Genomic DNA, 14,250 nt, shown 5'->3' with positions numbered 1-14,250 from the left:
GTTTTCTTTTGGCCTTTCCCGCTGTGGGCTGCACTGGATTCCTGCTTTCTTTTTTTCCGTTTTTTCTTTTGAAAAACAGCGCTTTTCGGAAGCAGACGGATAAAAAGGACGAAATGTAAAACAATTATTCATTCTTAAAAACAGGAATTATGGAAATCACAGGAAGACTGACAGCGGACACAACCGTCCAACAACTGGAAGATGAACGCAAGGTGGTCAATTTCACCGTTGCCATCAATGACCGCTTCAAGACACAAGCGGGCGAAGTTAAGGATGTAGCCACTTTCATTAGGTGTGCATACTGGATAAGCAGCAAGGTAGCCGAATGGCTGAACAAAGGTGCAATCGTACAGCTATACGGGCGCATCGGTGTGGATGCCTATGTCAACGGTAATGGTGAAGCCGTGGGTAATCTCACCTTTCATACCAATAACATCAAACTGGTAGCATCTGCGAACAAAAAGAACGGACAACAGCAGAATGGTAAATCTGAACTTGAAGTAACGGTGGAGGAAACTGAAGACCTACCATTTTAATCCAATTCATCACTTAAACAATAAAAGAACATGTCACACAATATCAATTTCAATGAAGCAACAGGGAAACACAGCTTTTTCTCGGTACAGCAAAAAGCATGGCACGGATTGGGACAGATCGTAACTGACCATCCCACCAGTGCGGAAGCCATTATTCATGCAGGACTGGATTTTGAAGTGGAGAAAAGAAAACTGCTTACCAAAGCCGATAAGTTACTGGCAGGGGATGATGGTTTGTTGGTCGGTTCGGAAGAACTGAACGTACCCGACTATTTCGCCACGGTATGCACTGATAATAATGCAGTATTGGGCGTAGTGGGTAAGGATTATCAGGTAGTGCAGAACTGTGATGCCTTTGCCTTTTTTGACAGTATTGTCGGTGGTGATGGTATCGCCTACGAGACGGCAGGGGCTTTGGGCAAGGGCGAACGCATCTTTATTACCGCCAAACTCCCTGACTATATCCGTGTGGGTAAGGACAGTCGTGTTAAGAATTTCCTTTCCAAAATTTTAATACTATCTGTTCAAAAAATTAAAGGGAACTTTCAAAAAATTAACGGATGATTGGCTTATGAACAGTAATTTAGATTGAAATCTAACTTTTTTTGAAAACTTGGGCATACCCGGATTAACTACCCAAAAGATAGTTTAGGCAAGTTTGGAGCGTAATCAAACAGTTATGCCATGAACGATGTAATCTTAACACAAATTGACAAGGAGGTATTGGTAGATGAAATCGCTGATGCTGTAGTTTCTCGGCTTTTGGACGTTTTACCTGCCCAAGAGCCAGAGGATGAATTGATCCAGATCCCTGAAGTTATGAAGCTTTTGGGTAGGTCGCGCACCACGATCAATAATTGGCGAAAGGAAGGATTTTTAAGGGAGCATGTCTTTAATACCAGGGTTTATTTTAAGAAGTCGGAAGTCATGAATGCAGGTAGGCAAAAGAACGGCTTTAAAAAGTAAAGGCAGGCCTTTTAGAGTCTGCCTAGTCTTTTGTCAGAAACAGTATTCTATGTGCTCGCTATTTAGTACTGTTTTTCCTTCATGTTCAATTGATTAAAGCCGCAATGATGAGACCCCATAAAAAAGTCAAGGAACTTGACGATGGCTCGAATTCTTCCACGGTACGAATGATCAAGTATTTGATGTCCAAGTATGATTTCATCAATAACATTGTGTTGAATGAGGTCTTTGTCAGTGAGAAAGAAACAAACCGTTACCATCCGGTCAATCCTAATACACTATACATTGAAGCGAGGGCAGGAGGTTACAGGACTTCGGTTGGGGAAATATCCTCTTTTCTCAGTTCAGACTATATCCCTTCGACCGATCCCTTTATAGCCTATTTTGAAAAGTACAGGGCATTATGGAACCTGGAAGAGCATGGTGATTATACCGGCCGATTTGCTTCTTATATCCATGCAGAGGATCAGAAGAGGTTTAATGTACAGTTTAAGAAATGGTTGGTACGCTGCGTGGCCTGTAGCATTCGGAATGATTATTACAACAAACAGGCTTTCATCTTTATCCAAGACAAGCAGAACACAGGGAAGACCACGCTGACACGTTTTCTAATTCCTCCCGAATTGGGGGAGTATTATGCTGAAAATATCTCGGTGGACAAGGACAGCCTGATTGCACTCTGCCAGAACTTCGGGATCATCCAGGATGAACTATCCTCCCTTTCCCGTGCAGAGATCAATTCTCAGAAAACTCTGATGAGTAAGTCTTACATAAAAGTTCGTCATCCTTATGACCGCAAAGCAAAGATGGAGCCTAGAAGGGCCTCCATCTGGGGTAGTACCAATAAAGCTGAATTCCTGACAGATGAAACAGGGAAAATGAACCTACTATTTAGTGTTTTGCACTAATTGATGTAAGTTGCATTAAATCAGTTGTTTGTGTATGTTTGGTGTGAATATTTGACAAGCTGTGATAGTCTAAATTTGGCCTTCGGGACCCTGAAAAGGACCCTGACTTTTAGGCTAACTCCTTGGTTAAAATAAAATATACCAAATGGAAGCATCATTAAGATTTACGCTACGCAAGGATCTGATCAACAAAAGAGGGGAAATGCCGATTTCCCTTATAATTGCATTGAATGGCGAGAAAAAAAAAGATATCTACTGGTATATCAATTATTCCTGAATTGTGGTCTGAGTCAAGTAAGAATATTAAGGCTCTAACATTAAAGCAAAGGACTCAATTAGAAAAGACCCATGGGGATTTAGTGCCTCCAAAAGCAATACTTATCAAATACGAGTCTGAACTAAATGAGCTTAAATTTAAGGTTCAAAAAATTGAGGAAGAATTTAGATTCTCTGGGATTCCCTATAGTGCATCAAAAATAGTAGATAGCTATAAGGAGTCCAATGAAGATAAGGTGGAGAAACCTGAGCCGGAGGGTTTGGTTTATGATTTTATTGACCAGTACATCCAGGATAATGAATTGACCAGAGCTAAAGGCAGTTTAGTGGTATATAAGTCTTTGAGAAAGCATTTGAAGAACTTTCAGGCAAAATCCAGAAAGAAAGTTCGTTTTGAGAAGATGGATTATATTTTTATGCAAGCCTTTCAGAATTACTTGGTAGGATGGAAGGAAGTGAATAAGAAAACAGGAAGGGTGACCACTCTTAACAATGTTTCCATTGGTAAACAGCTTAGTACGCTAAAGACCTTTTTAAGTTATGCCAGGAGAAGAGGAATCAAGGTTCATGACGGATATAAGGAATTTACCATTAAAAAAGAACGGCTTGAAGTAATTGCTCTTAACCAAAGGGAGTTTGATTCACTGTACAATTTGGACTTGGGAGAGAATAAAAGACTACAACAAGTTAAGGACATTTTCATTTTTAGCTGTGCCACAGGTTATCGGTATTCTGATTTGAGGCAATTGAGAAGAGAGCATATCAAGGGAGATGAAATACGCCTTACCATCACCAAAACCAAAGAGCCTTCAATCGTTCCTTTGAATAGGTATTCCAGAGAAATCTTAGCTAAGTATGAGGAGCGCTTAGAACCGTTACCTATCATATCCAATCAGAAATTCAATAATTATGTAAAGGAGCTATGTAAGCTTGCCGGCATTGACGAGCCTGTAGAAATCATCAGGTACAGAGGAGCAAAAAGAGATGCGAAAGTATTCCCCAAGCATGAATTGATTAGTGCCCATACTGGCAGAAAAACTTTTGTCACCTTGTCTTTGGCCAAAGGGATTCCGGCCGAGGTTGTGATGAAAATTACCGGGCATTCTGATTATAAGAGTTTTAAACGTTATATTGAAGTGGATGAACAGCGCAAAAGAGATGAAATGACGAAAGCTTGGAGCTAACTAATGTTTTTGATATGCATAATTTTAATAAAGAGATTGAGCTTAAAAGATACATTTTTGGAGAGTTATTTTTACATTATGATGCCTGCCCCGGGGTAGAAAGAATTTGGATTTACAGATTTGGGTTTGATATCTTTCAAAAAGAGGGTGTTTTACGTTCCTGGTATCCTAAACTCTGTATTGCAAGGTTGATTTTTCTACCCCTGATTATTTTTTCATTGCTGATAGCGGCTTTTGGATTGGTGTTTTATGCGTTGACTCAATTGGATATACCAGCATGGTCCTACCTTTTTGTGTTCCTTGGTGTGTTCATATGCCCTGTAGCTTTTTTGATGGTTTTAATGTTTGGAAAGTCAGCAAAGAATTTGGTAGAGACAATCTCGTTTTTCAAGTATATAAAAGCAGGAAATAACCTAAAAAGATTCCTAATACTGGATTTATACGATATGGAAGAATTTGAGGAGTTCTATGGTGATTTTTTGAGTCCCGTTCATAGGACGGATTTCAAGTGGGACAAAGCAAATGAGAATACGCTTAGACAGAAATTAGTATACCTCTATTTATTGACTTATGAGTTCAATAATCTCCATGGGTTTGTCCAATATGTAGCAGACCACAGTAAGAATAAATGGGGTACCGAAAAAGTCTACCGTGTGCTGCAGGAGGTACTGGGTGCCAATAAGGACAATATTAGAAAGGCACAAGGAAAGATCCATCAGCATCTTGATGATTTTGGTGAGGGTGTTTTTAACAAGGATGGAGAGAAAACCAGAGAGTGCCTGGAAATTGCCAAAACCTTCTTCTCATGCACAGATAAAAATTATGCTAATGGTGTAAATATGCCTCTGCTAATTGAGAAGATAGATGGTATTTTGGAAAAATATAGAATCGATCTGTGAGTGAATATCTTAGACAACTGGGTAAGAATGGTTTAGAATTGTGAAAAGACCTAAAATAATGTTCTGAATTTTTATTAAACATTACCTAAACAATTAAATGGAAAAGCAAATAGAAATTTATCAAGGGATTGATGGGCAAACCCAGATCGAAGTTAATTTTCAGAATAATACGGTGTGGTTAAACCAAAAACAAATGGGAGAGTTCTTTGCCAAAGATACAGATACCATTGGGTTACATTTAAAAAATATTTTTAGTGAGGAGGAACTTGATGAGAACTCAACTACCGAGGATTTCTCGGTAGTTCGCCAAGAGGGAAAGCGCAAAGTAAGAAGAACCATAAAATTTTATAATCTTGACGCAATAATCTCAGTAGGATATAGGGTCAATTCCAAAAGAGGTGTTCAATTTCGTTAATGGGCTACCGCCAAATTGAAGGACTATTTAATTAAAGGGTATGCCATTAATGAAAAGAGACTAGCACAAAAGCAACAAGAGGTTCAGACCTTGAAAAATGGGATTCGAATTTTAAGCAGGGCAATTGAAGAAAAAATCGATGATACCAACTTCCAGTGGCTAGGCCAGTTTGCGAAAGGACTGGAGTTATTGGATGATTATGACCACGAGAATCTTGATCAAAGGGGGTAAGTAATGTTCAAGCTATTTATCCGACTATTTCCGAGTATCAAGGTGTCATCGACCTGTGAACAGATAGAACTAAGATATGAGATTAAATTTCTAGAAATCGGTATAGATGCTGACCATGTACACTTTCTGATCCAATCGGTTCCAACGTATAGTATAACCAAGATAGTGAGAACGATAAAGAGTTTAGTGGCTCGAGAGGTGTTTAAAGAATGCCCTGAGGTGAAAAAGAAGCTCTGGGGTGGGGATTTTGGGGGAAAGGATATTTTGTCAATACGATAGGCCAACATGGAACTGAGTAAAAGATCGCTAATTACGTAAAGAATCAAGGGCTGGAAAAAGAATACAAAAAACTGAAGACCAATTATCAACTAAAAATATTCGACTGACCAACAATGCCTCGTGGGCTTGCCCCGAGGATTATTTACTTAATGTCGTATCAGACTAGACTTTTGATTAGTTCTCGTGATTCAATTATGACGGCGATTATCGCTGTTATAGTTATTGGTAGCAAACTGAGTATTTCAAGCTATATTATGGCGATGCTCCGAGGTAAAGTATGTCTCGTTTTGAAATAATGACAGGATTTCAAATAACACTTAAATTCTTTTATGATTTGTGGATTTGATCTATCTAACGCATTTAGATGCTTCGGAAATAAGCATGGTCTAAGGGATAGAACTCTGAAAGTTTGAGGCCATTATCCTAATGTGAATTATATACAACATCCTATTTTGATTATATTCTTTACTTTAGTAGTCAGGCAATCCGAAAAAAAATGTTAAGTTAGTGCGGTAGCATTTTGAAAATATCGATAACATGAAACCAAAATTCTTATCTATAAGTGAAGATATCATTGAGAAAATAAAATCTGGAGAATTACAACCAGGAGATAGGGTGCCCTCTGAGAATGAACTGATAAAACAATATGAAGTAAGCAACACTACTGCCCGCAAAAGTCTTCTGGAAATTGAATCTAGAGGTTGGGCCCAGCGAATAAAAGGAAAGGGGACTTTTGTTTTGAACAGGACCGAAGATCATCATATCCTTCGCACCCTAGGTTCTATTGATTCTACTCGGCGGGGCTTCAATGAAAGTTTGAAGGCAGAAGGATTTAATCCGAAAAACATCGTATTAGAAAAAACAATATTACAGCACGGCGTATCCTCTGAAATAAGTGGAAAGCATTATATCATGGAAGGCCCTATCCTCAAAATACATCAAGTGCGCTACGCCGACGATATTATACTTAAAGATGAAATTAAATACATCTCTCTCAAGCTTTGTCCTAAGATCAATATGATGTCTACCGAGATTTCATATTTCAAGATTTACGAAGACAAATACAATCTTAAGATCTCAGATATTAAACAAAACCTTAGCACAATGATCCTTATGCCGCAAGCCGAGGAAAATAATTTTGAAGTATCGGATCCTTTGCCGGCATTTGTGCTTGACAGTGTAGTTTTGTGTTGTTCTGATACAGTTGTTGAAATCGAAAAATCCTACTATCGTGGAGACAAGTATAAATTTGCCATTGTCGCCAATCCCGAATATTATGGAAATTCAGTTAATACTGAAAGAAAAATATAAAGGTAAAGAATAAATAATTTATTTTTTAATAGATTTTCTTAGTGCGTTAAGTTTGGTTTTTTTCTATACTCGATTTGAGTATTGGACCATATCAGGATAATAAATATCCCATGTTTACAACTTTATAGTTGGCTGTTTCTCTTTCACGAAAAAATATGTTAAAATATTTGCTTTTATTAAACTATACTTCTATTATTGAACAATATACTTAGTGCGTTAAGATTATGAAGGGAAAAATTAGATGGTTTATTCTGGCCTTGGTATTTGTGGCTACAGGTCTTAGTTTCCTCGACAGACAAGTATTGTCAATGACCATTATTAAGATACAGGAAGAACTGAACATTACTGATGTACAATACGGAGTGATCAACACGGGTTTCCTTATTAGTTACGCTTTGATGTTTACCATCGCGGGCCGATTGATTGATAAAATTGGGGCAAAGCTTGGTCTTACACTTTCTGTAGCAATATGGTCAATAGCTAGTGTGCTGCATGGGGTAATGAGTGGCTTTTATCACTTACTCATGTTCAGGTTTTTGCTTGGAGTGGGAGAAGGAGGGTGTTTTCCAGGAGCGGCAAAAACTGTTTATGAATGGTTCGGAAAAAGAGAGCGCGCACTGGCGAATGGGATTGCCATTGGTGGTTCTGCAATCGGCGCAGTAGTGGCTCCGCCACTTACCATTATTATTTCCGGTAACTATGGTTGGCGATGGGCTTTTATTATTCCAGGAGTGTTCGGCGTTCTGTGGGTGTTGGTATGGGGGACAATTTCATGGAGAAAAAAGCGAGCCGACAAACAGCAGCGAGAGGTAAATGTTCCACTCAAACGGGCAGAAGGAATATCATTTCTTGAGATCATCAAAAACAGATCGGCACGAGTCTTTGTTTTAATGCGTCTATTATTGGATCCAGTATTCTATTTTCTCATGTTCTGGGTGCCCAAGTATTTGAGTGAGGAACGTGGACTGTCCTTTGATAGGATCGGGGAGCTTTTCTGGATACCATTCATGGCTCTGGGCATTTCTAATATCATAGGGGGGTGGATATCCGATAAATTGATTGCGAAGAACCTTTCGGTAAATGCTGCCCGTAAATGGGTGATGGGAATTGCTGCCCTGCTCACGCTGATTGCACCTTTTATTACCCGAGTGTCGTCGGTGGAACTGGCTGTTGGGTTCATGGCAATTATGATGCTTGCCCATGGTTTCTGGATCACCAACTATGTCACAGCTATCTCTGATATATTTGGAAAATATGCGACCTCAACGGTAGTGGGACTGTCTGGAACTGCCGGAGCAATAGCTGGAATGCTGGTAAATCCAATAATCGGAATGGTCGTGCAAAAGTATTCCTATGCCCCTCTGTGGTGGGTTGCAGGGATCATGTACCCGCTTGCTTTTATCATTATGGTCATGTTTATTCCTAACTTGAATCCGATAACAGTCCGGCATTCTATTAAAGTAAAAGCATAAGAAGTTTTGTAATATTTAACTTAGTGCGTTAACATTGAATTTTATTATTGAAGCTATGAAACATTTCTACAAACTATTCTTTCTGATGCTGTTCTTCATATGGGCATCAGACGGATTTGCCCAGGAAATTATCCTGAAGGGTACAGTCGCCGACGGTGAAAGCGAAGAAGGCCTTCCTGGCGTAAGTATTTTGTTAAAAGGAACCACTATCGGTACTGTAACGGATGCCATGGGGAACTACAATATAAAAGTACCTGATAGTACCGGGACACTTATATTTTCATTTATAGGGTACCGTACACAGGAAATACCCATCGACGGCCGGGCAGTCATGGATATAGTCATGGAGCTGGATGTTGCCTCTCTTAGTGAGGTAGTAGTGGTAGGCTACGGGACAACAACCAAAAAAGACCTGACAGGCTCCATTGAAACCGTTGAGATTGAAGACGTACAAAAAGCACCTGTCAAGTCTTTTGATGAGGCACTGGCCGGAAGGGTAGCAGGGGTGATGGTTTCAGGTAATGACGGTCAGCCTGGCTCAAATAATAATATAATCATCCGGGGTGTCGGTTCCATCACCGGTTCTACCGCACCACTATATGTAGTTGACGGTTTTCCTATGGAAGATTCCTATGCTAATACGTTGAATATAAATGATATAGAGTCAATGACGGTGCTCAAGGATGCCTCTGCAACAGCAATTTACGGTGCACGTGGAGCCAACGGTGTTATCATTATTACCACCAAGAGAGGAAAGCAGGGAGCTCCGGAGATTTCATACAATATGTACTACGGGATTTCACAAAACCCAAAGCCCATCAAGCTGATGGATGCTTACCAATTCGTAAAGTACCAAAGCGAGTTGAATCCTGAAGTTGCCGACAAAATTTATTTCACGAATGGAAAATCGCTAGAAGACTATCGCAACGTCGAAAGTATCGATCTGCAGGATCAGATTTACCAAAATGCTCCCATCCTTAATCATGACATTTCCATTCGGGGTGGAAACGGCAAAACGAACTATTCTCTTTCCGGAAATATACTCAACCAAGATGGTATAGCTGTCAATTCAGGCTTCAGACGTTACTCAGGAAGGATTACCTTAGATCAGGAGGTCAACAAAAAAATTAACGTTGGAGCAGATATAGTCTACAGCAGCGAGAAGACACACGGAGCTATCATGACCCAGTCTTCTTCCAATTCCCTAACTTACGGAAATTTGAGCCTGATGGCTGCGGTATGGGGATTCCGTCCGGTGGCCGGAGAAAATGAAAATGTAATGGATGAACTATTTGATCCTACCATCCCTTCTACGGATTTCAGGGTAAACCCGATATTATCGGCAAAGAACGAACATCGAATAACGGCAGTTAATAGCTTTAGAGCCAACGGGTTCGTTGAATATGCGATTGTTCCTGAACTTACCCTAAAATTGGCCGGTGGAATTAATAATATTATGGTTAGAAGGGAGGGTTTTTTCAACTCGTTAACAACTGCCGGAAACGATAGAAGAGATCAGAAGCAAAACGGATTCATTTATTTCCGACCGGTAAGCAACTGGAACAATACCAACACCCTTACTTTCAAGAAAACCTACAACAATATTCATAGTCTCAATGCAGTGGTCGGAACGGTGGTACAAAAGCAGGAGGATGGGAATTACGGATTTTCCGCCATTCAAGTCTTAAATGAAGGTACGGCGATAGATGGCCTAGATGAAGCTGCTGAGAATTTTGGGACTTCGGGCAGTTCGAGCTGGGGGCTAGCATCTTTTCTTGGTCGGTTGAATTATAGCTATAAATCGAAATATATGCTTACTTCATCGGTGAGATATGATGGATCATCAAAGTTTGCACCTGGAAACCGCTGGGGATTTTTCCCTTCTGCAGCTCTGGCATGGCGTATGTCGGAGGAGAATTTGCTTAAGGGTATCAGCTTTATCTCAGATGCCAAATTGAGGTTGAGCCATGGTGCTACTGGGAACAACCGGGTATCAGATTTTGCCTATTTGTCCACGCTTTCCATTCCAAGATCGGGTGGATACTCATTTAACAATGGAGAACCGAGTAGGGGAGCTTTGCTTGAAAATTATGGCAATCCAAATCTTAAATGGGAAACTACCGTGCAAACGGACATAGGGTATGACCTAGAAGTATTGGAAGGCAGGGTGGAGGTTACCTTGGATGTTTACCGTAAGATGACCAAAAATGTCCTGCTGAATGCCGATCTGCCTTATTCTACGGGTTTAACGAATATTTATAATTCGGCTTCAGCGTATAAGAATATAGGTAAGATCAGGAACGAGGGGCTGGAGTTTACACTGAATACAATCAATATTCATAAAGATGATTTCGAGTGGAGAACTAATTTCAATATCAGCTTCAACCAAAATGAAGTGATGGAGCTGAACGAAGGGCAGACGTCGCTGCTCGAAAACGTAAGGTTCGATCAGTATTTCAGTAACACACATCCTTACATTGCGCAGGTAGGGCAGCCCATAGGACAAATGTATGGCCTCATCTGGGACGGCGTGTACCAGTATGAAGATTTTGACCAGGTGTTGGGGGAATACATGCTGAAGGATAATATTCCTACCAACGGTCAACCCCGCGCAAATATTCAGCCGGGCGACATCAAATACCGCGACATCAACGGAGATCTTGTAGTAAATGAAATGGATTTCGCGGTGATAGGAAGAGGAAATCCCATTCACACGGGCGGTTTCAACAACAATTTCAATTACAAAGGTTTTGATTTGAATATTTTCTTCCAGTGGTCGTATGGCAATGACATTATCAACGCCAACCGGTTATTTTTTGAAGGAAACGCAAGAAACCTGATCTCACTGAACCAGTATGCAACCTATGAAGACCGTTGGACTCCGGAAAACCCGAGTAATGAGCATTTCAGAACGGCAGGAAAAAAAGATACCTGGTATACTAGCAGGGTTGTAGAAGATGGTTCGTTCTTGAGACTGAAAACGGTTTCTTTGGGATATAACTTCAACGACAGGGTGCTGAACAAGATCAGGTTAAAAAGCCTGAGACTTTATGCATCAGCGCAAAACTTGTATACTTGGACCAACTACTCAGGTTCAAATCCGGATGTTTCCACCAGACATTCAGCGCTAACGCCCGGATTTGACTTCGCCTCTTATCCACTGGCAAGAACACTTACCGTCGGATTATCCACTACTTTCTAATTTTAAAATAGAAAAGTCATGAGCTATAAATCATATATTTTCATTTTCCTCCTAGGGATACTTGGCACGTCGTGCGAAGATTTCCTCAGCACGGAGCCTACCAATTTTATTGCGCCCGAATACTCCACTATAGCGGAGCTCGAAACCGGTCTGGCGGGTGTGTACGATGTACTGGGGAGCCAAGCTACCTATGGCGATGTAATTCCCTACTGGCTAAATGTGAGCACTGATATTGGGTACACTAACACCGGTCAGCTCAATACCACGGCGTACATTTATACCGCTACAGATGCGCAGATCACCAATCTTTGGAAAACCCTTTACCAGGGCATTTACAGGGCAAACCTGGTGCTGGCCAAGGTAGACAATCCTGAGCTGGATGAGGAAGCCAGAAATAGGATCAAAGGCCAAGCTCTGTTCCTTAGGGGGTATTATTATTTTTTGCTGGTAAAAAACTATGGCAGCGTACCTATGCTGCTTACAGACAAGCCAGACATCAGTAATGTAAACATTCCAAGATCACCGGTGGAGGATGTTTACACACAAATACTGCAGGATATGAAGGAGGCAGAGAGTCTGGTGGAGGAGGCGGAGCACTTGAGCGGAGGAGGGAGAATTTCCCGGTCTGCCGTGCAGGGGATCCTGGCCCGCGTGTGTTTAACGATGGCCGGCCATCCGCTGAAGGACGAATCTAGGTATGCCGAAGCACTTGAGTGGGCCCAGAAAGTACAGGAATCGAAAATGCATGAGCTGAACCCAGACTATTCGAATGTTTTCATCAGGTACGCCAGAGATGAGTATGACATCAAGGAAAGCATTTGGGAGGTTGAGTTCTATGGACTGTTGTCTTCGGGTTCCCAGGAGTATACCTACTATATCGGAGCACGGGGAGGTATAAGAAGTGGCGACGAGCAAATCGGATACAGTGGTGGTGCCGTGCTGGCTACCAAATGGCTATTTGATTTGTATGAAATCGATGAAGGAAGTACCGAAACGCCGAAAGAATCTCCTGATTTGCGTAGAGACTGGAACATAGCGCCTTTTACTTATGTAGGCGTGCCCGGTGTACAGACCTACAATCCGGATTTGTGGAGAAGAACCATGGGTAAATGGAGGAGAGAATATGAGACGCTCACACCAAAAGACAGAGTGGTTTCCGCACAGAATTTCCCGATACTCCGGTATTCAGATGTGCTGTTGATGATCGCTGAGGCTGAAAATGAAGTAAACGGTCCTACAGATGTAGCTTATGAGGCCATCAACCAGGTGAGAAGAAGAGCTTACGGCCTGCTGCTTCCGGCTCCTCCCAATCCGGATGTGAATGCGGATCTGCCTCCAGGCCTGAGCAAGGAAGAGTTTTTTCAGGCGATTGTAGACGAGCGCGCAAGGGAGTTTTGTTTCGAAGCTTCCAGAAGGTCCGATTATATCCGTTGGGGTACTTTTGTCGATCGGATGAAGGAATACAAAGACTGGGCTCTGGCCAACGGCGCCGTTCAGGGGCACGTACTGGCCCAAACCAATATTTCCGAACGGAATTATCTACTGCCCATTCCTACAGCAGAAATGGCTTTAAACAAAGCACTTACTCAAAATCCAGGTTATTAAAAGATTATAGTTATGAAGTTTGTATATTTAATAGTACCGTTGATTTCCATCTTATCATCCTGTGAAAGCCTAATAGAAGTGGATACTCCCGACTTTGACGTAATGCTGGAGAAAGGACTTACTTATAATGTTGGCGATACGGTAAAATTCGCATTTACAGGATATGCTGGAAATATTACATTTTACTCCGGTTTGCCGGGATCTGATTACGAATTCCGTGAGAGAAAAGAAATTGATGGTGGTATTCCGCAGATTGAACTCGTAACACAGTACGGTGGTGGCGGTACGCAAATCAATTCCCTGAGACTCATGGTTACCACAGACCTTGAATCCATGGACTCTGCGGGAGTGGTCAATGCCAGCTGGACAGACATTACCGACAAAGCTGATATCGCTCCCAATACCACGATAACGCCCTCCGGTGTTTTGGATCTCAGCGAATATGTGGAGTCCGGAAAGCCCTTGTTTTTCGGGTTTAAGTTCGTGGGAGAAACCAGCACCACGCACGTTCCCGGCAACTGGATCATTCACGATTTTGTGGCAAATACCATTATGGAAGATGGCAGCGCGCTGCCGGTAGTGACGATGCCCACTGCAAGTTGGTCTACGTTTAGCATTCTCAACGATGCCTCTCAATGGATCTTCAGAAACAACAATACCCAGGCCTACATCATTGGTGGTGGATACAACGCGCCGCCGAGCGAAGACTGGATGATCACCAAAGCGCTCAACTTTACTAAAGTTCCGCCGGATACAGGTCTCCCTCTTCAGAACATAGGTACGAATGCGCTGGAAGGATATGAATTTGTATACAATACGCCTGGTACGTACACTGTGACGTTTATCGGATCAAACTATTCAGTAGATGACCATAAAGAGGTGATCAGGCAGTTTACGATCACGGTTGAAGAAGAATAACACACAATATCTCCCGGGTAAAGTTCATCCGGGAGATCTTTTCACTCG

Annotated in this window: 12 protein-coding genes and 2 pseudogenes; all 14 read left to right on the top strand. The window is 41.5% G+C overall.

Annotated features, from left to right (window positions below; translation table 11 throughout):
• The first annotated feature begins 149 nt into the window (after nt 1-149).
• On the top strand, nt 150-536 hold the full coding sequence (locus KZP23_RS02085) for a single-stranded DNA-binding protein (RefSeq protein WP_226334489.1): 387 nt from the start codon (nt 150-152) through the stop codon (nt 534-536).
• A 30-nt stretch (nt 537-566) separates the two neighbouring features.
• Nucleotides 567-1,025, top strand: a pseudogene (locus tag KZP23_RS02080) (DUF932 domain-containing protein); the annotation flags it as partial.
• A 195-nt stretch (nt 1,026-1,220) separates the two neighbouring features.
• Nucleotides 1,221-1,502 carry a helix-turn-helix transcriptional regulator gene (locus KZP23_RS02075; protein WP_226334487.1) on the top strand — a complete coding sequence of 94 codons (282 nt, stop codon included), beginning with the start codon at nt 1,221-1,223 and terminating at the stop codon, nt 1,500-1,502.
• A 104-nt stretch (nt 1,503-1,606) separates the two neighbouring features.
• A complete protein-coding gene (locus tag KZP23_RS02070; protein WP_226334486.1) occupies nt 1,607-2,410 on the top strand; it encodes a virulence-associated E family protein in 804 nt (267 codons plus the stop codon).
• 230 nt (nt 2,411-2,640) lie between these two features.
• Nucleotides 2,641-3,870 (top strand): site-specific integrase, encoded by a 1,230-nt coding sequence (locus tag KZP23_RS02065; protein ID WP_226334485.1) that lies wholly within the window; start codon nt 2,641-2,643, stop codon nt 3,868-3,870.
• Nucleotides 3,871-3,884: 14 nt separating this feature from the next.
• Entirely contained in the window at nt 3,885-4,769 is an 885-nt protein-coding gene (locus KZP23_RS02060; RefSeq protein WP_226334484.1) for a hypothetical protein, read from the top strand.
• 97 nt (nt 4,770-4,866) lie between these two features.
• The gene (locus tag KZP23_RS02055) at nt 4,867-5,184 is read left to right on the top strand and encodes a virulence RhuM family protein (RefSeq protein WP_226334483.1); all 318 of its coding nucleotides are present in this window, start codon (nt 4,867-4,869) and stop codon (nt 5,182-5,184) included.
• A 15-nt stretch (nt 5,185-5,199) separates the two neighbouring features.
• Nucleotides 5,200-5,415, top strand: coding sequence for a hypothetical protein (locus KZP23_RS02050; protein ID WP_226334482.1), 216 nt, complete (start codon nt 5,200-5,202; stop codon nt 5,413-5,415).
• Nucleotides 5,416-5,469: 54 nt separating this feature from the next.
• Nucleotides 5,470-5,801 (top strand): annotated as a pseudogene (gene tnpA, locus KZP23_RS02045) (IS200/IS605 family transposase); the annotation flags it as partial.
• 430 nt (nt 5,802-6,231) lie between these two features.
• On the top strand, nt 6,232-7,005 hold the full coding sequence (locus tag KZP23_RS02040) for a GntR family transcriptional regulator (protein WP_226334481.1): 774 nt from the start codon (nt 6,232-6,234) through the stop codon (nt 7,003-7,005).
• A 224-nt stretch (nt 7,006-7,229) separates the two neighbouring features.
• On the top strand, nt 7,230-8,477 hold the full coding sequence (locus tag KZP23_RS02035) for an MFS transporter (RefSeq protein ID WP_226334480.1): 1,248 nt from the start codon (nt 7,230-7,232) through the stop codon (nt 8,475-8,477).
• 55 nt (nt 8,478-8,532) lie between these two features.
• Nucleotides 8,533-11,679, top strand: coding sequence for a SusC/RagA family TonB-linked outer membrane protein (locus tag KZP23_RS02030; protein WP_226334479.1), 3,147 nt, complete (start codon nt 8,533-8,535; stop codon nt 11,677-11,679).
• An 18-nt stretch (nt 11,680-11,697) separates the two neighbouring features.
• On the top strand, nt 11,698-13,284 hold the full coding sequence (locus tag KZP23_RS02025) for a RagB/SusD family nutrient uptake outer membrane protein (RefSeq protein WP_226334478.1): 1,587 nt from the start codon (nt 11,698-11,700) through the stop codon (nt 13,282-13,284).
• 12 nt (nt 13,285-13,296) lie between these two features.
• On the top strand, nt 13,297-14,202 hold the full coding sequence (locus tag KZP23_RS02020; protein ID WP_226334477.1) for a DUF5017 domain-containing protein: 906 nt from the start codon (nt 13,297-13,299) through the stop codon (nt 14,200-14,202).
• The last annotated feature ends 48 nt before the right edge of the window (nt 14,203-14,250 follow it).

The sequence above is a fragment of the Echinicola marina genome, from assembly GCF_020463795.1.
GTDB lineage: Bacteria > Bacteroidota > Bacteroidia > Cytophagales > Cyclobacteriaceae > Echinicola > Echinicola marina.
Note: the sequence above shows the minus strand (reverse complement) of the source record. Positions and strands in the feature narration are given on the sequence as shown.